This is a genomic window from Streptomyces sp. NPDC003034, assembly GCF_053591375.1.
Genome location: NZ_JBSFTS010000007.1, coordinates 117,046 through 137,486 on the forward strand (window position 1 = coordinate 117,046; position 20,441 = coordinate 137,486).

General features: G+C 71.7%; 16 protein-coding genes. 10 read left to right on the plus strand and 6 right to left on the minus strand.

What is annotated here, in order from left to right:
- Window positions 1-35 precede the first annotated feature (35 nt).
- Together ACWDX7_RS10990 and ACWDX7_RS10995 are read right to left on the minus strand one after the other, a co-directional pair.
- Window positions 36-2,474 carry an alpha-N-acetylglucosaminidase gene (locus ACWDX7_RS10990; RefSeq protein ID WP_451490153.1) on the minus strand — a complete coding sequence of 813 codons (2,439 nt, stop codon included), beginning with the start codon at window positions 2,472-2,474 and terminating at the stop codon, window positions 36-38.
- 10 nt (window positions 2,475-2,484) lie between these two features.
- Entirely contained in the window at window positions 2,485-4,173 is a 1,689-nt protein-coding gene (locus ACWDX7_RS10995; RefSeq protein WP_451490154.1) for a ricin-type beta-trefoil lectin domain protein, read from the minus strand.
- A 191-nt stretch (window positions 4,174-4,364) separates the two neighbouring features.
- Here ACWDX7_RS10995 and ACWDX7_RS11000 point away from each other — a divergent pair, with 191 nt between their 5' ends.
- Entirely contained in the window at window positions 4,365-5,006 is a 642-nt protein-coding gene (locus ACWDX7_RS11000) for a TetR/AcrR family transcriptional regulator (RefSeq protein WP_451490155.1), read from the plus strand.
- Between the two features lie 14 nt (window positions 5,007-5,020).
- The gene (locus tag ACWDX7_RS11005) at window positions 5,021-5,956 is read left to right on the plus strand and encodes a serine/threonine dehydratase (protein ID WP_451490156.1); all 936 of its coding nucleotides are present in this window, start codon (window positions 5,021-5,023) and stop codon (window positions 5,954-5,956) included.
- 185 nt (window positions 5,957-6,141) lie between these two features.
- Here the strand turns inward: ACWDX7_RS11005 and ACWDX7_RS11010 are convergent, their stop codons facing one another.
- Window positions 6,142-6,744 (minus strand): RDD family protein, encoded by a 603-nt coding sequence (locus ACWDX7_RS11010; RefSeq protein WP_451490157.1) that lies wholly within the window; start codon window positions 6,742-6,744, stop codon window positions 6,142-6,144.
- A 575-nt stretch (window positions 6,745-7,319) separates the two neighbouring features.
- Between ACWDX7_RS11010 and ACWDX7_RS11015 the strand changes: the two genes are divergently transcribed.
- The 8 genes from ACWDX7_RS11015 to ACWDX7_RS11050 all read left to right on the plus strand — a co-directional run bounded on the left by ACWDX7_RS11015 (window position 7,320) and on the right by ACWDX7_RS11050 (window position 17,875).
- Complete coding sequence (locus ACWDX7_RS11015) at window positions 7,320-8,654, plus strand: ABC transporter substrate-binding protein (RefSeq protein WP_451490158.1); 1,335 nt, start codon at window positions 7,320-7,322, stop codon at window positions 8,652-8,654.
- 203 nt (window positions 8,655-8,857) lie between these two features.
- On the plus strand, window positions 8,858-9,751 hold the full coding sequence (locus ACWDX7_RS11020) for a carbohydrate ABC transporter permease (RefSeq protein ID WP_451490159.1): 894 nt from the start codon (window positions 8,858-8,860) through the stop codon (window positions 9,749-9,751).
- Window positions 9,748-10,644, plus strand: coding sequence for a carbohydrate ABC transporter permease (locus ACWDX7_RS11025; RefSeq protein ID WP_451490160.1), 897 nt, complete (start codon window positions 9,748-9,750; stop codon window positions 10,642-10,644). Before ACWDX7_RS11020 ends, ACWDX7_RS11025 begins: the two co-directional genes overlap by 4 nt.
- Window positions 10,645-10,723: 79 nt before the next feature.
- A complete protein-coding gene (locus ACWDX7_RS11030; protein WP_451490161.1) occupies window positions 10,724-13,747 on the plus strand; it encodes an alpha-mannosidase in 3,024 nt (1,007 codons plus the stop codon).
- A 251-nt stretch (window positions 13,748-13,998) separates the two neighbouring features.
- Window positions 13,999-16,041: an oxidoreductase gene (locus tag ACWDX7_RS11035; RefSeq protein WP_451490162.1), complete on the plus strand. Its 2,043-nt coding sequence runs from the start codon at window positions 13,999-14,001 to the stop codon at window positions 16,039-16,041.
- 67 nt (window positions 16,042-16,108) lie between these two features.
- Complete coding sequence (locus tag ACWDX7_RS11040; protein WP_451490163.1) at window positions 16,109-16,522, plus strand: PaaI family thioesterase; 414 nt, start codon at window positions 16,109-16,111, stop codon at window positions 16,520-16,522.
- Window positions 16,523-16,529: 7 nt separating this feature from the next.
- Entirely contained in the window at window positions 16,530-17,669 is a 1,140-nt protein-coding gene (locus tag ACWDX7_RS11045) for an MFS transporter (protein ID WP_451490164.1), read from the plus strand.
- Window positions 17,630-17,875, plus strand: a complete 246-nt coding sequence (locus ACWDX7_RS11050; RefSeq protein ID WP_451490165.1) for a hypothetical protein — start codon at window positions 17,630-17,632, stop codon at window positions 17,873-17,875. Before ACWDX7_RS11045 ends, ACWDX7_RS11050 begins: the two co-directional genes overlap by 40 nt.
- A gap of 126 nt (window positions 17,876-18,001) precedes the next feature.
- On the opposite strand, the gene ACWDX7_RS11055 is transcribed toward ACWDX7_RS11050, so the two are convergent.
- The 3 genes from ACWDX7_RS11055 to ACWDX7_RS11065 form a co-directional block, all read right to left on the minus strand.
- Window positions 18,002-19,606 carry an alpha/beta hydrolase gene (locus ACWDX7_RS11055; RefSeq protein WP_451490229.1) on the minus strand — a complete coding sequence of 535 codons (1,605 nt, stop codon included), beginning with the start codon at window positions 19,604-19,606 and terminating at the stop codon, window positions 18,002-18,004.
- A 289-nt stretch (window positions 19,607-19,895) separates the two neighbouring features.
- Window positions 19,896-20,096 carry a hypothetical protein gene (locus ACWDX7_RS11060; protein WP_451490166.1) on the minus strand — a complete coding sequence of 67 codons (201 nt, stop codon included), beginning with the start codon at window positions 20,094-20,096 and terminating at the stop codon, window positions 19,896-19,898.
- A gap of 46 nt (window positions 20,097-20,142) precedes the next feature.
- Window positions 20,143-20,352 carry a hypothetical protein gene (locus tag ACWDX7_RS11065; RefSeq protein WP_451490167.1) on the minus strand — a complete coding sequence of 70 codons (210 nt, stop codon included), beginning with the start codon at window positions 20,350-20,352 and terminating at the stop codon, window positions 20,143-20,145.
- Window positions 20,353-20,441 lie beyond the last annotated feature (89 nt).

Below are 20,441 nucleotides of genomic sequence, written 5' to 3' on the forward strand. Positions count from 1 at the left end.
TATGAAGTGATCGTCAGCTCCCTCGTGGTGTTACATCAGCCGGAGGCGGCCGCCGAGGGCAGGAACGCGGCGGTCCCGGCGGCCAGTGCGTACGGATCCCCGGTCGGCTCCTCCCGGTGCCGCGTGGTCCGCCGCGCCCACTCCTCCTCGAAGGCGTACCAGTCGATCGCCCGCGGCGCGGTCGCACCCACCAGTGCCTCTTCCAGCGAAGTGAAGTAGGCGTTCCACCGCCGGCCGTACAACTCCGCGACCAGCCCGCCCCATTCGCGGTTCGCGTAGTCGTGCAGGAAACCGCCCTCGCTCGTGCTGCGCCGGCCCCACACGCTCAGGATCGAGCGGGCGTCGTACTCGTACCGGTCCCGCTCGGCCTCGTCGGCGCCCCAGGACCGGGCCGCGCCCAGCCACTTGCCCAGCAGGAAGTTCGGATCGGAGCTGGTGAGCGCTTCCAAGTGCCCTTGCGCACGCCGCCATTCGGCGGTCAGCTCGCGGAAGTGGGCGAGGTCCTTCGCCTCGTACGCCGCCTTGATCTTGGGCAGCAGGACCCGCGCGTGGTTGGCGAGGGCCTGCCGGGCCGTGTCCACCAGGTCGAAGCGGTAGGCACTGGAGCCGCGCAGCGCCGGATCCACCTGGAGCAGGTGGTCCAGGGCCCGGCGCACGGACGCGGCCGGATAGCGCATGGACTTCGGACTCCAGTACGCCGCCCCTGCCGCGGTCAGGCTCGGCCGGGCGGTGAAGAGGCTGTCCTGCGACTCCGACCACAGCCCCGAGGAGGTGCTGTACGGCCCCTTGCGCAGCTCCTCCCAGGCTGCGGCGGCCTGGGCGTCGGGTTTGCCGTAGCGGCGCGCCGCGAAATCGGCGAACCATGTCCGCTGGTCGACCGGCCCGGGCTGCCACGCCAGGTCGGTGAAGAGGTCGAAGGCCGCCGGATTGGTCCCGGTGGCCTCCGGCAGGTAGGCGATGCCCCTCAGCGCGCTGCCGTTCTTGGCGCGCCAGGCCCCGAAGCGGTCGAGCCACACGGAGGTGTTCGCGCCGATCGTGGTGTGCCCGCCGAAGTTGTAGATGGTCCCCATGGCGTACGGGGCGCCGCCCCAGCGGGCCTCGCGGTCGAGCCGGTTGTACCGGTCGGACAGCCCGTCCAGGATCAGCAGCTTCGAGGTGTCCACCCCGGCGAGCAGTTCCTTCGTCGGATCGTCCTGCCAGCCCAGTACGGCCCACAGTGCGCCGGGGTGGGCGGCGTGCAGCGCCTTCTGGATGGCCCCGGCGGCCGAGCTGACGTCGACCGTGCCGGTCTGGCCGCCCTCGTGCAGCGGACTCATCCGGTACATCGTGCTGTCTCCGAACACCGCGCGCTGCTCCGCGTAGTAGGCGGCGGCCAGCTTTCCGAACACCGGTGAGGCCGGGTCCAGCCAGTCCGGCCGCTCAAAGCCCGCCCACTCGCCCTGGGGCACCGTCTTCGCCCCCGGGTTGCGCGCGACGAACTGCGGCGGCACGGTGCCGAAGTAGCCGGGCAGCACCGGGGTCATGCCGAGGCCGCGCAGTTGCTCGGCGATCCGCCCGCCGAGCGCGGCCCGCTCCCGCATCAGCCGCTCGGAGACCGGGCCGCCGAAGCCGCTCAGGTTCTGCAGCAGCCACCAGCTCTGGTGGGCGGGGGCGGGGATCCACTTCCGCAGCTCCTCGGCGGAGTAGCCGAAGCCCTGGAGTGCGCGGTAGTACGGGTACTCGGCCCCGACCTGCACGAACACCTCGTTGACCCCGTGCAGGGCGAGCAGGTCGATCTGCCGCTGGTGCTCCTCGAAGGAGCGGTAGGGGCCGGAGTATCCGTCGTCGGTGTCGTTCAGCGCGTACCGGTGCGGGACCAGCGCGCTGCGGGTGACCGGGGCCGGGACGCCCGGCAGCTCGTCCGGGAGCATCCCGATGCTGTCGCCGGGCCAGCCGATGTCGGCCCCGGCGATGTGCTGGAGGTACCAGCCGACGCCCGTGAGCAGGGTGGCGCCGGTGCTCCCGCGCACGGTGATGGCGCCCGCCGTACCGGAGACGGTGAAGGTGTCGGCTGCGGCGGCCGCATCGGCCACGAGGGTGAACTGCCCGGCGTGCACGGGCAGCAACCGCTTCAGGGAGGCCCGCGCGGGCGCGGTGTCGAAGGTGCGGGTGCGGGCCGCGGCTGCCCGTACGTGCTGCGGTTGTGCGCGGTCCGGTTGTGCGCCTTGTGCGCCTTGTGCGTCGTCCGGTCGTGCGCCGTCCTGCCGCACGTCGGTGTGGCGTACGTCGGCCCGCGCGGGGGAGCCCGACGCCGGGGCGGTCGCGCCGGGCGCGGAACCGGCGCAGACCAGGGTCAGCAGTGCGGCGGGCAGAGCCGCGAGAGCGAGCGGGCGCGGCAGTGGCCGGGGCCGGAATCGGGGGAACGGCCATGGGGGTGTGGGGCGCAGTGCGGGGCGCAGTGGCCGGCGGCTGCCGCTCGGCATCGAGTTCGTCATCCGTTCGCCGTCAGACCGGAAGGGACCAGGCCTGGTCGACCCGGTGGTCGCCGCAGGTGATCAGCCGCAGCCGCTCGGCCGGTGCGTCGGGGGCCGCGGCCGCCGCGGGCGCCGTCAGGCACAGCCCGCTCGCCTTCTCGATCAGGGCGCCGTCGCGCCGGTGTGTCCAGCTCTGCCCCTGCGGTGCGGGCGTGGGTGCGCAGTCCGCCAGCTCCACCCGGCCGTCCCCGCTCGCCGTCAGGCACTGACCGGCCAGGCGCAGGCTCGCGTCCTGGCCGAGGATCCAGCGCTGGTCGGGAGCTCCGGTGCACGGCGACATCACCACCGCGCCGACGCCCGTGGTGTTGGCGCCGTCGGCGCACTGGACGCCGTTACCGGTGATCTGTCCGGTGGGCACGGCTTCGGCGCAGCCCTGCGGGGTGAGCCGCCAGACCGCCGTGTCGTGGGCGGCGAGTCGCCCGGTCAACCGGCTGGAGATGGTGCGCGGTTCGCCGCTCCAGAGGTCTTTCGCGCTGACGGTGCAGGAGGGCAGGCCGATCTCGTCGAGCGGTACGGAGATGTCCCGGGTCCGGTCCGAGCGGTTGAGCACGGCCACCGCCCGGTCGCCGTTGGCGAGCGGCCGGGCCAGGATCTCGAAGGTGGCGTTGGAGGAGACCACCGCGCCCTGACGGCCCAACGGGTCCTGGTCCAGCTCGATCAGATCGGTGTTGCCGAGGGCGTCGAGCCCGGCCGGGGTGAGCGCGGACACCTCGGAGGAGAGGATGAACGGAGCCGCCATCATGGCCCACAGGGCGACCTGGCTGCGGCTCTCGGCGGCGGTCAGCCCCGGGGCGCCCGCGATGAGGAAGTCGGGGTCGTTCCAGTTGCCGGGCCCCGCGTACCGGCCGAGCCAGCGGTTGTAGCCGTAGTTGCCCATCACCGAGCCCCAGCGCGAGGTGGCGGGCGCGGCCGGTTGGTAGACCTTGATGTCCCGGCCCTCGCGCCACAGCTGTCCGGTCTCGCCGACCCAGCCGAGCACCTTGTGCCAGTCCGGGCTGCCCCACTCGCCGTACTGGAAGTAGGCCGGCGCCGAGGCGGACAGCACCATGTCACGCCCGCTCTCGCGCAGCGCCCTGGCGACGGCGGTGTACGCGTCCCGGTACGCCTGCTCCTTCGTCTTGCCCTCCGGCACCCACAGGTTGCAGCCGTCCATCTTGACGTAGTCGACCTTCCAGGAGGCGAACTGCCGCGCGTCCTGGGCGTAGTGGTCCGGGCCGCCGCCTTCGGGGGCGCCGCTGCCGGGGTAGCGCTCGCAGGTGAGATGGCCGGCGTCCTGGTAGATGCCGAACTTCAGACCCTTGGCGTGCAGGTATTCCCCGAGCCAGGCCATGCCGTGGGGGAACTTCTCCGTGTCGACCACCAGGGCGCCCTGCGCGTCGCGGCTCCTGGTCATCCAGCAGTCGTCCACGGTCACCGTGTCGTAGCCCTTGGCGGCGAGCCCGGTGGAGACGAGCGCGTCGGCGTTCGCGACGACCTTGGCCTCGTCGATGTCGCACATGAAGTGCGCCCAGTTGTTCCAGCCCATGGGCGGGGTGAGCGCGAGCGGTGTGTCCGAGGTCGCGGTGGGATCCGCCGCCGCCGGCGCGGCGGGGGAGAGCGAGAGGGCGAGCAAGGCGGCCGCGGTCAGGCAGGGGAGCGACGCACGCAGGCGAAGCGGCACGGAGTCTCCTTGACGTGGGGGCGGGCATACCGGAGGGATCGTGCCCCAGTGCAGCGAGGTGACTACACGCTGTCAACGCAAGTCGCCGGTTGTCACCCAATGACCAGCAGGATGGCCGCAGTCGGGTCACACGAAAGAGGTCATCCGCCGTACGTGCGACATGTGATACGCCGTATGATACGGTGTATCACATGCCCCGAAGATCAGCCGCGCTCAACCGCGCGACGCCCGAGGCGATCGCCGTCGCCGCCCTGCGGATCCTTGACGACGAGGGGCCCGGCGCGCTCAGCTTCCGCGCCCTCGCCGAACGGCTCGACGTCTCCCACGCGACCGTCCAGCGCCGCTGCCACGATCTCGCCGGCCTGCTGGACCTGTGCACCGAGCACCTGGCCGCGCAACTGCCCGAGATACCCGCCGGGACCGACTGGGCCGAGGCCACCGAGCGGCGGTTCACCTCTCTCTACCGGGTGCTCACCGCCCACCCCGGGCTGCTGATCCTGCGCGGCGGCCGGCCCTGGCTCGGCCGGCAGCTGCTCGCCCGGCTCGTGGAGCCCGCGCTCGCCGACAGCGTTGCCGCGGGGATGACCGCCGCCGAGGCCATGACCGCCTACCGCCGGATGTACCTGCTCACCCTCGGCAGCGCCGCCTTCGTCGACCACCGCGATCCGGCCGGGGCCACCGCCGCCTCGCGGGCGGCCCTGGCCGCGCTCGATCCGGAGCGCTTTCCCGTGCTCGGCGGCGCACTGGCCGACGTACTGCCCGCCCTGACCGACCACGAGGTGTACTACGGGGCCCTGCGCCAGCTGATCGAGGCCGCCCGGCCCGCCGTCTGAAAGGCAGTCCCACCATGGAACAGCAACTCGACCAGGCCGCGGTGCGCGCGGCCGCCGACCGGATCGCCGGCGCGATACGGCCCGTCACCCTGGCGCCCGCCGCCGAGGGCGTCTGGTACGCGCTGGAATACCTCCAGCACACCGGCTCCTTCAAGGCGCGCGGCGCCCGCAACTTCCTCGCCGCGCACCACGAGGCGGGCACCCTCCCGGCCGCCGGTGTCACCATCGCCTCCGGTGGCAACGCCGGGCTCGCCTGCGCCTGGGCGGCCCGCGCGCAGTCCGTGCTGGCGACCGTGTTCCTGCCCGCCACCGCCCCGCGCGTGAAGGTGGAACGACTGAGGGGATACGGGGCCGAGGTGCGGCTCGTCGGCGAGCGCTACGCCGAAGCCCTGGCCGCCTGCGAGGAGTTCGCGGCCGGCAGCGGGGCCCTCAGCAGCCACGCCTACGACCATCCGCTCATCGCCGCGGGTGCGGGGACCCTGCTGGAGGAGATCCGGGCCGCGCTGCCCGGGCTGGACGCCGTGATCGTCGCCGTCGGCGGCGGCGGGCTGTTCGCCGGGATCGCCACCGCCGCACGGGAGTACGGCGTATCGGTGATCGCCGCCGAGCCGGAGCACTGCCGCGCCTTGAACGCGGCCCTGGAGGCCGGGCGTCCCGTGGACGTCACCGTGGACTCGGTCGCCGCCGATTCGCTCGGGGCCACCCGGGTCTCGGCCGACGCGCTGGCCGCCGCGCGGGAGAAGCACGTGCGCTCCGTCCTCGTCCCCGACGCGGCGATCACGGCAGCCCGCCGCGCCCTGTGGGAGGAGCACCGGATCGTGGTCGAGCCGGGCGCCGCCACCGCCCTGGCCGCGCTGCGCAGTGCGGCCGAGCCGCTGGGAGCGCGGGTCGCCGTCGTCCTCTGCGGGGCCAACACGGACCCCGCTGACCTGATGACGCCCCGGACCTGAGGACCCTCGACCGGGACCGGGCCCAGGCTCGACCGGCGCCGACGAGGTCCTCGCCCGCACACGCGAGGACCCCACCGGCGACACGTTCCGGCCTCGTCACCGGCATCCTCCGGATGCGGAGCCACGGCGGCTGGCGCCCCGGCGGGTGATGCGACGAGGTGGCGGGTCGGGACCGGGGCGGTGTATCAGCCCTTGTCGACCTTGATGACGACGGTGCTGCACACCTTGTCGGCGAAGGTCTGCTTCTTCTCGTCCCACAGCGGCCACAGCCAGCCGATGTAGCACGGCAGACCGTCGAGGACGTGGGCGAGCTTGCGCACCAGCGCCATGCCGAAGCCGAGCGGGCTGCCGTCGGCCTCCCGGCGCAGGCTGATGCCGACGACCTTCTTGCCGGTGGACTGGCCGGTCTTGCCCTCCTTGTAGAGCTGGAAGAAGCCCATCGCGAAGGCGTACACCACGCCGATGACGAAGAGGAACCCGGGCTCTTCCGGATTGTCGCTGGTGGCGAGGTCGATGAGGCCCAGCGCGTACATCGGACCGACGATGATCAGGGCGTCCAGCAGGTACGCGCCCACGCGGTGGCCCCAGTGGGCCAGTGGCGGCATGCCGGCACCGGGCATACCGGGCATGCCCGGTATGCCGGCCGGCGGGTACGCGCCGTACGGCGGCGGGGCCTGCTGCGGGTAGCCGTACTGCGGGGGCACGCCCTGCGGCGCCTGCTGCGGGTAGCCGGGCTGGCCCTGCGGGGGCTGCTGGCTGTACGGGTTGTTCGGATCGCCGAAGCTCATGGCGAAATCTCTCCAGGGATGAACCGGGGACGAAGCGGGACGACGCGGAGTGGAGGCGCATGGCTCTGAGCGGTCGGCCTCCGTGCTGCCGCGATCTTGCAAGTCATCATCGTGTTCGCAACGTCGGCCGCTGTCCAATTCGCTCGGTCGGGCGCCGGCCCGGACCCTCGCGCGAACCGGTCCAATGATCTTGAATGGCCGTCGCCGACCGGGGCGGCTGCCGCGTGGCGGAGAGCCAAGGGCAAGAGGTTCGACGCCATTTGGCGAGACATCCGGTAAAGCGCATTAGTGCGGGTCTTCGCCCACCGTCGATAAGAAGTCAATCCCCTGACGCCGGACCGGCTTCGTTGTTGAATCGATACCACCGGCGACCGGCTTTCTACTAAAGCGCATCAGTCCAGCTCAGTTGGGGGAGTGCGAGGCCATCTATGCCAGTCGGCAGCCCAATTGCGGCATTCGGGACCGATGCCCCACCAGCCAATGGGAACTTCGGCTCATTGACGTGATCTGCCTCACGGGCGACCGTGGTCACCGCCCTCCGGCAATGAGGCCGGACTTCTGCAGAGGCGGCCACGATGACTCGTTGGAACCTGACCCGTATTGCCGTCACCGCGCTGGCGGCCGGCACCGTCCTGTCCGTCTCGGCCTGCGGGATGAGCGGCGGTGCCGGGGATGTGGAGGAGGCGGAGAGGACGGGCCGCGTGACCGGAGACATCACCTTTCGCACGCTTCAGCTGAAGCCCACCTTCACGGCTTATGTGCAGGGGGTCATCGACGCCTTCGAGCAGAAGTATCCGGAAGTCAAGGTGAAATGGGAGGACATTCCGGGCGACGGCTACAACGAGAAACTCGTCGCCGACGCCCAGGCGGGCGCCCTCCCCGACGTCGTCAACCTCTCCACCGACTCCTTCCAGCTTCTCGGCGACCGGGGCATGCTCGCCGACGTGGCCAAGCTGGACGGGGCCGTGGCCAAGGAGTACGTGCCCGGCGCCTGGGAGCAGTTCAGGCTCCCGGGCAAGGGCGACGGCGTGTACGCGTATCCCTGGTACGTGACCCCGGAGATCCTCACCTACAACAAGGATCTCTTCGAGAAGGCCGGTCTGGATCCGGCCAAGCCGCCGACGAGCGTCGAGCAGTTCTTCGACTACGCCGAGCAGATAGCCGCCACGTCCGGCGGCCAGTACTCGGCCTTCATGGCCGACCCCAAGGGCAGACTGCCCGGGGACTGGCAGAAGATGGGCATCCCGATCCTGAACGAGAAACGGGACCGGTTCACCTTCGACACCGACCAGGCAGTCGAGTGGGTCGAGCGGATGAAGAGCTTGTACGCCAAGGGCGCCATGCCCAAGGAGTCCCTCCTCAAGTCCGACGACATCAACCAGCTCTACGGCGGCAGCAAGCTCGTCTTCGGCCCCGGTTCCCCGGGCTTCGTCAAGGACATCAAGCAGAACGCGCCGCAGGTCTACGCCCGCACCCAGGTCGCGGGAGCCGTCACCGGGAAGCTGGGCCACATCGGCATCTACGCGCAGTCGCTCGGCATCAGGAAGGACACCAAGCACCTGGACGCGGCGGCGGAGTTCGCCAAGTGGGTCACCAACGGGCCCAACCAGGTCGCGTTCTCCAAGAAGGCCACCATCTATCCGTCCAACGCCGTCGGCCTCGCCGACCCGTACTTCGCGGACCGGGGCGACGGGAAGGACGCGGAGACCGTCGCCCGCGCGGTCGGCGCCGAGCAGCTGAGGACCGCCGCACTCGACGCCAACACTCCCGTCCAGTGGACCAACCAGGTGGGCGACGCCGTCGTACGGGAGATGCAGAAGGCCATCAAGGGTGAACAGGATCCCCGGACGGCGGTGCGGAAGGCCGAGGAGGAGGCCAACAAGCTGCTCGCCCACGCGGTCCAGAAGTGACCGCCGACGGCTTGAGGGAGGCGCGGGAGGAGGGGGCGCGGCAGGCCGACCACCGGGCCGGCCGGGCACGGCGCGCTGAGTGGGCCGGGCGGGCGCAGCGCCCGAAGTGGGCGGAGCGGCCGAAGTGGGCCGGGCGGGCGGGGCCGGGCGAGCAGGTCAGGGGTGCGAGGCCGGCCAGGCGGGCCAGGCGGGCGAAGCGGGCCATGGAGGCCGATACGGGACTGCGCCACCGCACGTGGTGGACCCCCTACCTGTTCCTCGCCCCCGGCCTGGTGATGGTCGTGCTGTTCAGCCTCTGGCCCTTCGTCAACACCGTGGTCCTCTCCTTCACCGACTCCCGGATCCTGCGCGGCGGCTCGTTCGTCGGCTTCGACAACTACCGCCGCGCCTTCGCGGATTCCGATTTCTGGGTCGCGACCGGCAACAGCGTGCTGTACCTCGTGGTAGTCGTACCGTGCCTGGTCCTCATGCCCCTGGCCCTCGCCGTCCTCGTACAGGCCAAGATCCCCGGCATCGGTTTCTTCCGCTCCGCCTTCTACACCCCGGTGATCGCCTCCGCCGTGGTCGTCGGCCTGATCTGGCAGTGGGTGCTGCGCAGCGACGGCGTCGTCAACACCGTCTTCCAGAAGCTCAGCATCATCTCGGAGCCCATCCCGTTCCTGACGGACAGCACCATGCTGCTGGTCTCCGCGATGATCGTCACCGTGTGGAAGGGCCTTGGCTACTACATGGTCTTCTACCTGGCGGCCCTCGGGAACGTGCCCGCCTCCCTCTACGAGGCGGCCGCGATCGACGGCGCCGGCCCCGCCCGCCGCTTCTTCAGCATCACCGTGCCCCAGGTCAAGCCGATGATGCTGCTCGTCGGCACCCTGTCGGCCATCTCGGCGCTCCGCGTCTTCACCGAGATCTACATCCTCGGCGGCGAGAGCGGCGGCCCGGGCGGCGGCGCGCGCACCCTGCCCTTCCTCATCCGGCAGGCGGGCCTCGGCTTCGCCGGTGAGACCGGTTACGCCTCCGCCATCTCCATCCTGCTGTTCCTCCTGACGCTGGTGTTCAGCCTGCTGGGCCGGCGTCTTTCGAAGGGAGACGAGAGTTGAGTACCCCGTCCTCCCCCGGGAGCACGGCGAGCACGCATGCCGGCGGCGCCCGCACGCGTACCGGCGCCGGCCGCAGGCGCTACCGGATCGGCCTGGCCGCCCGGTACGCCACCCTGGTCCTGATGCTCGTCGTCATGCTGGGCCCGATCGTCTGGCAGTTCCTCACCTCGATCCGGGGCCGTACGGAGAACGTGTACGACGGAGTGCTGCCCTCGCAGCCGACCCTCGACAACTACGTCCGGGTCGCGGAGTCCTTCCCGCTGCTCCAGTACGTCGGCAACACCCTGATCGTGGCGGTGCTCGCGATCACCTCGAACCTGCTGTTCGCGGCCATGGGCGGCTACGCCCTCTCCCGGACCGCCTGGAAGGGCCGCAAGACCGTTTTCACCGTGCTGGTGGCGACCCTGATGTTCCCCTTCGAGTCCGTCATGATCTCGATGTTCCTCACGGTCCGCGAGATGGGGCTGGTCGACACCCTCATCGGGGTCTGGCTCCCCGGAGCGGTCTCCGTCCTCAACATCATGATCATGCGAGCGTCGTTCCTCGCCGTGCCCAAGGAGGTGGAGGAGGCGGCCGTCCTGGACGGCGCGGCCGAGTGGACCCGCTTCACCCGCGTCTTCCTCCCTGCCGCGAAGGGCGCCCTGGCCGTCGTCTGCATCACGAGTTTCATGGGCGCCTGGGACGACTTCCTGTGGCCCCTGCTGGTTCTCACCGACAGCGACAACTACACCCTCCAACTGGGTCTGAAGTCCCTGGCCGGCGCCACCACCGTCAACGACCAGCGGCTCATCGCCGCCGGTGCGATGGCCGCGCTCATCCCGATGGTGCTGCTCTTCTTCGCCCTCCAGCGTTTCTTCTTCAAGGGAGTGGGCGAGGGAGCCGTCAAGACCTGAGCCGCGCCCGCACGCTTACCCCGCCACCTCCGCCTCCTCGCGTACCCCTCTCGACCTCCCCTCTCCTGGAGCAGCCGTCATGCACGATGACCGCAGCATCACCGAACACCGCCTCCGCCGGGTCCTCAAGGAGCGCATCAAGCCCGCCGTCCACTCCCAGTCCGTTCCACTGGCCATCGAGCGGTGGGAGGCCCCGGGAGAGCCCGTCCCCGTCGCGGAGGGACTCGCCGCCGTCTACGAGCCCTGCTCGATCGGCGACGCCTGGGGGCCCGCCTGGGGCACCACCTGGTTCAAGGTCACCGGCGCCGTGCCGGCCGAGTGGGCGGGCCGTACGGTGGAGGCCGTGCTCGACCTCGGCTTCGACCGGATGATGCCCGGCTTCCAGTGCGAGGGCCTCGTCCACCGGGCCGACGGCGGCGCGATCAAGGCGCTGAACCCGTACAACGACTGGGTGCGTGTCGCCGACCGGGCGGAGGGCGGCGAGCGCGTCGAGTGGTATGTCGAGGCCGCGTCGAACCCGGTCCTGGTCGACCACTCGGCCACCTACGAGGGCGATCGGCAGACCAGCGCGGACCAGCCCCTCTACCGGCTCGCCCGGATGGACCTCACCGTCTTCGAGACCGAGGTCTGGGAGCTCGTCCAGGACCTCGAAGTGCTCCACGAGCTGATGATCCAGCTCGACGGGGGCGACGCCCGGCGCTACGACATCCTGCGCGCGGTCGACGCGGCGCTGGACGCGGTGGACCTCGGTGACGTTCCCGGCACGGCGGCCGCCGCCCGCGCCTGCCTCGCCGGGGTGCTCTCCGCCCCAGCGCACGCCTCCGCCCACCGGATCAGCGCGGTCGGGCACGCCCACATCGACTCCGCGTGGCTGTGGCCGCTGCGCGAGACGGTGCGCAAGGTCTCCCGTACGACGTCGAACATGGTCAGCCTCATGGACGAGCACCCGGAGTTCGTCTTCGCCATGTCGCAGGCCCAGCAGCTCGACTGGATCAAGACCTACCGGCCGGAGCTCTTCGAGCGGATCAAGAAGAAGGTGGCCGACGGGCAGTTCGTGCCGGTCGGCGGCATGTGGGTGGAGTCCGACACCAACATGGTGGGCGGCGAGGCGATGGCCCGCCAGTTCCTCTACGGCAAGAAGTTCTTCCTGGACGAGTTCGGCATCGAGACCCGCAACGTCTGGCTGCCCGACTCCTTCGGCTACACCGCCGCGATGCCGCAGATCGTCAAGCTCTCCGGCTCCAAGTGGTTCCTCACCCAGAAGATCTCCTGGTCCCAGGTCAACAAGTTCCCCCACCACACCTTCTGGTGGGAGGGCATCGACGGCACCCGCGTCTTCACGCACTTTCCGCCCGTCGACACCTACAACTCCGATCTCGGCGGCGCCCAGCTGGCCCACGCCGCACGCAACTACCGTGAGAAGGGCCGGGGTTCGCGCTCGCTGGTGCCCTTCGGCTGGGGCGACGGCGGTGGCGGGCCCACGCGCGAACAGCTCGCCCGGGCAGCGCGCCAGCGGGACCTGGAGGGCTCCCCGCGGGTCGAGATCGAGAGGCCGGACGCCTTCTTCGAACAGGCCCACGCCGAGTACGGGGACGCGCCCGTCTGGGCCGGCGAGCTCTACCTGGAGCTGCACCGCGGCACCTACACCTCCCAGGCCAAGACCAAGCAGGGCAACCGGCGCAGTGAGTCGCTGCTGCGCGAGGCGGAGCTGTGGGCGGCCACCGCGGCGGTGCGGGTGCCGGGGTACGCGTACCCGTACGAGGCTCTGGAGCGGATCTGGAAGACGGTGCTGCTGCACCAGTTCCACGACATCCTGCCGGGCTCGTCCATCGCCTGGGTGCACCGCGAGGCGCGTGAGACGTACGGCGCGGTACGCGAGGAGCTGCGGGGGATCACCGCCGCCGCGCAGCGGGCGCTGGCGGGGGAGGGCGCCGAGGAGCTGGTCTTCAACTGCGCCCCGCACACCCGGCGCGGCGTCCCGGCCGGCGGCGCGGGCCGGCCGGCCGCCGCCGGGCCGCCGGTCACGGTGGAGGAGCGGCGCGGCGGCGGGCACGTCCTGGCCAACGGGCGGCTGCGGGTGGCGCTCGACGGCCGTGGGCTGATCGTCTCCGCCTACGACCTGGAGGCGGGGCGGGAGGCCGTCGCACCGGGCGGTGCGGCCAACCTGCTCCAGATCCACCCCGACTTCCCCAACATGTGGGACGCCTGGGACATCGACGCCTTCTACCGCAACAAGGTCACGAACTTGGTGCAGCTGGACGCGATGGAGGTCACCGAGAGCGGCCCGGAGGCCGTGACCGTGCGGGTGACGCGCTCCTTCGGCGGCTCGAAGGCCGTCCAGCACGTCACCCTGCGCGCGGATGCGAAGACGGTGGACATCGTCACGGACGTGGACTGGCACGAGACGGAGAAGTTGCTCAAAGCCGCCTTCCCGCTGGACGTCAAGGCCGAACGGACGGCGTCGGAGACGCAGTTCGGGCACGTCTACCGGGCCACCCACACCAACACCTCGTGGGAGGCCGCCAAGTTCGAGATCTGCGCGCACCGCTGGATCCACGCGGAGGAGCCCGGCTGGGGCGTGGCGCTGCTCAACGACTCCACGTACGGGCACGACGTGACCCGTGACATGCGGGCCGACGGCGGGCAGACCACCACGGTCCGGCTCTCCCTCCTGCGGGCTCCGCGCTACCCGGACCCGGAGACCGATCAGGGCCCGCACACGCTGGGCTTCTCGCTCGCCCCGGGCGCCGGGATCGGGGACGCGGTCCGCGAGGGGCACGGGCTGAACCTGCCCGAGCGCACCCTGCGGGGCGCCGGCCCCGTCGCCCCGCTGGTCACCGTCGACAACGACGCGGTGGTCGTCGAGGCGGTCAAACTCGCCGAAGACCGCAGCGGTGATGTGATCGTCCGCCTCTACGAGTCCCGCGGCGGGCGCGCGACGGCCACCCTGGCGGCGGGCTTCCCGCTTACCGCCGCCGTCGAGAGCGACCTGCTGGAGCGTCCCTTGGAGGGCGCCGCCGTCGCCGCGCCCACCCCGGCGGGCACGGCCGCCCTCACCCTGCGCCCGTTCCAGATCGTCACGGTCCGCCTCCGCCGCGCCTGACGGCCGGACGGGCCGGACAGGGGTCGCCGCGTCACGGGGCCGGGGCCCCTTCCCCAGGGTCACCGTGGCTCCCCGGAGGCCGGCGCCGACCGGCGCGGGGCGTGAAGTCCGCCACAGCGCCGACGGGGTCGGACCGGTGGGGAAGGGCTCCTGGCCCGGCGGGCCGCCCGCCTGATTTTGCACTTAGTTGCAAAACCGGGCAGGCCTCGCTAGAACAGGTTCATCACCCGCGCGCGAGGAGGCCGCCCCCGATGAGTCCGCAGAGCCCGCAGAGTTCCCAGAGCCGGTACCCGCACCTGCTGAGCCCCCTGGACCTCGGCTTCACCACGCTGCCCAACCGCGTGATCATGGGATCGATGCACACCGGCCTCGAAGAGCACGAGGGCGGCTTCGAGCGCCTGGCCGCCTTCTACGCCGAGCGCGCCCGCGGTGGCGCCGGCCTCATCGTCACCGGCGGCATCGCCCCCAACGACCAGGGCCGCCCCTTCGAGGGCGGCTCCCGCCTCACCACCGAGGAGGAGGCCGCCGAGCACCGGGTGATCACGGACGCGGTGCACGCCGAGGGCGGGAAGATCGCGATGCAGATCCTCCACTTCGGCCGCTACGCCTACCACAAGGACCTCGTCGCCCCCAGCGCCCTCCAGGCACCCATCAGCCCCTTCGTCCCGCACGAGCTCACCGACGTCGAGGTCGAGCGCACCATCGAGGACTTCGTCCGCGCCGCCCGCCTCGCCAAGCTGGCCGGTTACGACGGCGTGGAGATCATGGGCTCGGAGGGCTACCTCATCAACGAGTTCATCGCCGCCGCCACCAACCGGCGCACCGACCGCTGGGGCGGCGCGTACGAGAACCGCGTGCGCTTCCCGCTGGAGATCGTCCGGCGCACCCGCGCGGCCGTCGGCGAGGACTTCATCCTCGTCTACCGCCTCTCCATGCTCGACCTGATCCCCGGCGGCTCCACCCTCGACGAGGTCGTCCGCCTCGCCAAGGAGATCGAGGCCGCGGGGGCCACCATCATCAACACCGGCATCGGCTGGCACGAGGCCCGCATCCCCACCATCGCCACCTCCGTCCCGCGTGCGGCGTACACCTGGGTCACCAAGCGGCTGATGGGCGCGGTCTCCGTGCCGCTCGTCACCAGCAACCGCATCAACACCCCCGAGATCGCCGAAGAGCTGCTCGCCGACGGGCGCGCCGACCTCGTATCGCTGGCCCGCCCCTTCCTGGCCGACGCCGACTTCGTCGCCAAGGCCGCGGCCGGCCGCTCCGAGACGATCAACACCTGCATCGGCTGCAACCAGGCCTGCCTCGACCACACCTTCAGCGGCAAGATCACCAGCTGCCTGGTCAACCCGCGCGCCTGCCACGAGACCGAGCTCGTCCTGTCCCCCACGCGCCGCAAGAAGCGCGTCGCCGTCGTCGGCGCCGGCCCCGCCGGACTGGCCTGCGCCGTCTCCGCCGCCGGACGCGGTCACGCCGTCACCCTCTTCGAGGCCTCCGGACACATCGGCGGCCAGCTCGACATCGCCCGCCGCATCCCGGGCAAGGAGGAGTTCCAGGAGACCATCCGCTACTACGGCAACCAGCTCGTGGACAGCGGCGTGGAGGTCCGCCTGAACACCCGCGCCGACGTGGAGATGCTCAGCGGCTACGACGAGGTCGTCGTCGCCACCGGAGTCACCCCCCGCACCCCCGACATCGAGGGCGTGGACCACCCCAAGGTCGTCAGCTACCTCGACGTCCTGCGCGACGGCGCCCCCGTCGGCGAGCGCGTCGCCGTCGTCGGCGCCGGCGGCATCGGATTCGACGTCGCCGAGTTCCTCACCGACAGCGGCGAAGGAGCCTCCCAGGACCCCGCCGTCTACTTCCGCCACTGGGGCGTGGACACCGAGTACGCCGCGCCCGGCGGGCTCACCGCCCCCAGCCGTCCGACGCCGCCGCGCCAGGTCCACCTGCTCCAGCGCAAGACCACCAAGGTCGGCGGCGGCCTCGGCACCACCACCGGCTGGATCCACCGCGCGGAGCTCAAGCACCGCGGTGTCGTCTCCGTCGCCGGGGCCGCGTACGACCGCATCGACGACGAGGGCCTGCACATCACCGTCGACGGTGAGCAGCGGCTCGTGCCCGCCGACACGGTGGTCCTCTGCACGGGCCAGGAGCCCCGCCGCGACCTGTACGAGGCGCTGCGCGCCGCCGGCGTCGAGGCGCACCTGATCGGCGGCGCCGACGTGGCAGCCGAACTCGACGCCAAGCGGGCCATCCGCCAGGGCACCGAACTGGCCGCCGGCCTCTGAAACGGCGAAGATCCCGACGGAGCAAAGGAGTTGTGGCGGCCCGCGCCGGGCCGCCACAATCTCCCCCGTGACGCTCACACCGGCAGACGCAGACAAGATCCTCGCCGCCCACTTCGCCCCCTGGGTGCTCGCCCTCGGCCTGACCGTCCAGGAGACGGGCGAGCGGCACGCCGTGCTGCGGCTGCCCTGGTCCGACGAGCTGGCCCGGGACGGCGGCGGCCTCTGCGGGCAGGCCCTGATGGCGGCCGCCGACACCGCCACCGTCATCGCGGTCTGCGCGGCCCGCGGCGGCTACGGACCGATGACCACCGTCCAGCAGTCGGCGAGCTTCCAGCGGCCGGTGGTGGGCGCGGACGTACTGATCCGCGTACAGGTCACCAAACTGGGCAAGCGCATGGCTTTCGCGGACATCACGATGACGCCCGAGGGCGCGGACGAGCCGGCCGCCACGGCCTCCACCGTCTACGCCCTGCTGGGCTGAGCAGCGGGTGCCGGACCACCGCCCGCTGGGGCGGAACACCAACTTCAACGTCTTCTGGCTCGGCCAGGCGCTGTCCGTCCTCGGCGGGTCCATCTCGCTGCTCGCGCTGCCGCTGCTCGTCCTGGACGCCACCGGGTCCCTCGTCCAGATGGGCCTCGTCACGGTCATCTCGGCGGCCACCGCCACCATCACCGGCATGTTCGCCGGATACGTCGTGGACCGGGTGGACCGCCGCCGCCTCATGATCGTCTGCGATCTGGCGCGGGCCGTGCTCCTCGGGGCCGTACCACTCCTCTGGTGGGCGGGCGGTCCGCGGATCTGGCTGCTGTACGTGCTGACCGCCCTCATCGCCGTCCTGAAGATGCTCTTCGACGTGGCGTACGTGACGGCCGTGCCCCAGCTGGTCCCCGCGAGCGACCTCACCGCCGCCAACGGGCGGCTGATGAGCACCTTCGCCTTCGGGACCCTGCTCGGGCCGGTCGCGGCCGGCGTCATCACGGCCGGGGCGGGCGCGGACTGGGCGCTGGCGGTGGACGGAGCGACCTTCCTGGTCTCCGCCGCCAGCCTCGGCTGGGTGAAGTTCGCCCCGATCGCCCCTGATCCGAACCCGGCGGGGGAACGACCGCCCGGGGCGGGTGGGGGCGGCGGGACGGTGGCCGTGGTGTTCCGGGAGATGTTCGTCGTGGGCTTCCGCTTCCTGTGGCACCACCCGCTGCTGCGCCCGTTGACCGTGCTGCTCACCCTCCTGACCTTCGTCACCACGGGCGCCACCGACCTGCTGATCTACCGGGTCCAGCACGACCTCGGCCGGGACGCCACCACCCTCGGCTACGTGATCGCCGTGAGCGGGGCCGGCGCCGTGATCGCCGCCTTCACCGCCGGGACGCTGCGCCGGATCTTCGGCTTCGGCGCCTGCTGGCTGGTCTCCGTAGGGATGATCGCGGTGGCGGTGGCGGGGACCGGTGTCAGCCGCGACGTGCCGGTGATCGCCGCTCTGGCCGCCGTTTTCATGTTCGCGGTCACCCTGGCCGGGGTGTGCTCCATGACCCTGCGCCAGGAGGTGACTCCGACCACCTGCTCGGCCGGGTCACCTCCGCCTTCTGGACCGTGCACAACGCGTCGGGCCCCGTGGGCGCGGCCGCGCTGACAGTCCTGGCCGCCCGGCACGGCGTACCGGAGGTCAGCGTGGCCGCCGGGGCCTTCTGCCTCCTGATCGTCGGGGCGGAACTGCTGAGCCCGCTGCGGGCGGCCGGAGCCGCAGCCGCAGCCGGGGCGCCCGGCCGGACCGGGCCCCGGAGCCCTGAGACCGGCGACCCGGCGGGCAGCGCGGACGAGATGCCGCTGAGCCGGTAGGGGATCGGAGCCCCCTTCGCGCCGACGGCACGGCCGGGGCACCGCCCGTGATGACGCGGACGGTGCCCCGGGGACGAAGCGGTGCGCGGAAAGCGCAGGCTGTGGTGGGGCGGCGCGGACGCCGGGTCAGAACCGCCCGGGTCCGGCCGGGAACGGCAGCGGCTGCGACGGGGTCAGCGACTCGCGGCGTTCCGCACCCGGGGCCGGCGTCTGGCAGGTCACGTCCTCGTCCGGCAGCCGGCCCGTGGTCAGGTAGGCGTTGACGGGCGCGTTGGCGCAGGAGGCGGGGTCGATCAGGTACACGCCGTGGCCCTCACCGCCGGCCGCCACCACCATCCGCGAGCCCTTGAGCGCGCGGTGCAGGCCCTGGCCGCTGACGAGCGGGGTCTGCGAGTCCCACTCGTTCTGCACGGTCAGGACATCGGCCCGGGTCTTCATCGGAGTGGCCGCCTCGACCGGGCGCTGCCAGAACGCGCACGGCTTCACGTTGGACGCGAAGTCGCCGTACAGCGGGTACTTGGCCTTGTCCTTCACCGCGTCCCGCTCGTACTGCTCGGTGTAGCGGGGCCAGACGCCCGTGTCCCCGCAGACCACCGACCAGAAAGCGGCGGTGCCGTTGTCCGAGGCGGGGTCGGCGGCGGGGCCGGCGCGGCGTACGGCGCCCGGGCCGTCGGCCCGCACGTCGGCCAGCAGCTTCTTCACGTCCGGTACGGCGGAACCGGCGGGCTGCGGCTTGCCCTCGGCCGCGGCCTTGAGCGCCACGATGACCGGCGCGGCCTGCGCGGGGTAGAAGAACAGCGCCCGCGCGGTCCGGATGTCATCGCCCGTGAATTTCTGGCCCTCGAACTCGATGGGCTCCCGGTCGGCGCGCGCCACCAGCGCCCAGAAGGTGTCCGACACCGCCTTCGGCGTCTCACCCAGCTGGAACTCCCCCGACCGCTCGGCCGTCCACTGCGTCCACCGGGCGAAGGCGGGCTCGGCCTCGGTCGCCCACACCTGGAACATGCCCCGCCAGATCCGCTGCGGGTCCACACCGCTGTCGAGCACGAAGCGGTCGGTCCGGGCGGGGAACATCTGCGAGTACACCGCGCCGAGGTAAGTCCCGTACGAGTAGCCCACGTACGAGATTTTCCGCTCGCCGAGCACCGCACGGATGACGTCCATATCGCGCGCCGTATTGCGGGTGGTGATGTGCGGCAGCACCGCACCGGACTTCTCGCGGCACTTGTCCGCGACGGTGCGCGCCCAGGCCACGTCGGACGGGAAGGTCTCCGGCCGGTACGGCCGCTCGGTGAGCTGTTCGGCGTCGGTCAGTCCGCAGGTGACCGGGGTGCTCGCGCCGACGCCGCGCGGGTCGAAGCCGATCAGGTCGTACTGCTCGCGTACGTCCTTGGGCATCAACTGGTTCATCATCAACGGCAGATCGAGTCCGGAGCCGCCGGGACCGCCCGGGTTGAGCAGCATGGCGCCGTGCCGTTTCGCCGGGTTCTCGCTCTTCATCCGGGATATGGCGAGGTCGATCGTGCGGCTCTCGGGACGCCGGTAGTCGAGCGGGACCTTGATGGTGGCGCACTCGTACGAGGCCGGCTGGTCGGGACTGCAACGCTGCCAGGAGGGCTTCTGCTTGAGGTACTCCGCCGCCGGGGCGGCGGAGGCCTGTGTCGCGGACAGCAGGGGCACGGTGGTCGCGAGGAGGCCGGCGGCGGCGAGCAGGGGTGCGAAGGGTTTCATGCGCACGAAGAGGCCGTTCCTTTCGGAGGATTCGTCTACGCGACCACCCTGTTACACGCGCAGGCGAGGCGAATCATCCCGAAGGGCAGGTCCTTGTGCTCCTCACGAAGGAGCTCAAATCCGGACAACTGGCCGACACGCCGCAGGGTTTGCGGGGCGGCAGGCATGACAGAGGCCCCGCGCCCTTTCGGAAAGGTGCGGGGCCCGGGGGCTTCAGCCGGCGGTGGGCCGGTTCCGTCATCCGGTCAACCAGTCAACTGGTCATCATGTGCGGTGCGAGGTCGCCCTGTCAGTGGCCGTCAGGTGTAGCCGTCGGGCGACTGGTCGAGGGTGAACAGGCCCCCTCGGGGTCCCGTACGGTCACCTGCTGCCGGGCGCCCCATTCGTTGGCCAGGACCGCCCCGTAGAAGCGCTCGGCGGCCCGTAGGTCACTTGCCATCGGGCTGAGCCAGCCCGGCGCACCGAGCACGTCCGCCGCGACGAGCACCACGGTCGTCTCCTTCCTCGGCCGGTCCCTCGTCCGGTCGTCCGGTCCCTCAGCCGGTCGACTGCCGCGGCTGCCCGTCCGCGAAGTCCGGGGCCGCCCTCGCGGCGGCTCGTTTCGCCCGCCGGGCCGCCTGCTCCAGGAGCCGCCCCATCTGTTCCCGTACCTCCTCGAAGTCGTGCCAGGGGTCCGACGGGGCCCTGCCGTCGCTGCGTCGCGGGGGCGAGATCTCGCCCCGGTCGGGGCGTACCGGCGTGTTCACGGCGCCTCCCACGTGCCTTGTGCTGCTCAGCTGGCGGCCGTGCCCACGGGGGGAGGACGGCCGGCTGCTGTCCTTGCGGGTGCGTCTTC

What these genes read in the sequence shown, in the direction of transcription:
- ACWDX7_RS11020 (WP_451490159.1), top strand. Translation starts at nt 8,858, where the DNA reads ATGGAGGCCGATACGGGACTGCGCCACCGCACGTGGTGGACCCCCTAC.
- ACWDX7_RS11005 (WP_451490156.1), top strand. Translation starts at nt 5,021, where the DNA reads ATGGAACAGCAACTCGACCAGGCCGCGGTGCGCGCGGCCGCCGACCGG.
- ACWDX7_RS11010 (WP_451490157.1), bottom strand. Translation starts at nt 6,744, where the DNA reads ATGAGCTTCGGCGATCCGAACAACCCGTACAGCCAGCAGCCCCCGCAG.
- ACWDX7_RS10990 (WP_451490153.1), bottom strand. Translation starts at nt 2,474, where the DNA reads ATGACGAACTCGATGCCGAGCGGCAGCCGCCGGCCACTGCGCCCCGCA.
- ACWDX7_RS11000 (WP_451490155.1), top strand. Translation starts at nt 4,365, where the DNA reads ATGCCCCGAAGATCAGCCGCGCTCAACCGCGCGACGCCCGAGGCGATC.
- ACWDX7_RS11030 (WP_451490161.1), top strand. Translation starts at nt 10,724, where the DNA reads ATGCACGATGACCGCAGCATCACCGAACACCGCCTCCGCCGGGTCCTC.
- ACWDX7_RS11055 (WP_451490229.1), bottom strand. Translation starts at nt 19,606, where the DNA reads ATGAAACCCTTCGCACCCCTGCTCGCCGCCGCCGGCCTCCTCGCGACC.
- ACWDX7_RS11035 (WP_451490162.1), top strand. Translation starts at nt 13,999, where the DNA reads ATGAGTCCGCAGAGCCCGCAGAGTTCCCAGAGCCGGTACCCGCACCTG.
- ACWDX7_RS11015 (WP_451490158.1), top strand. Translation starts at nt 7,320, where the DNA reads ATGACTCGTTGGAACCTGACCCGTATTGCCGTCACCGCGCTGGCGGCC.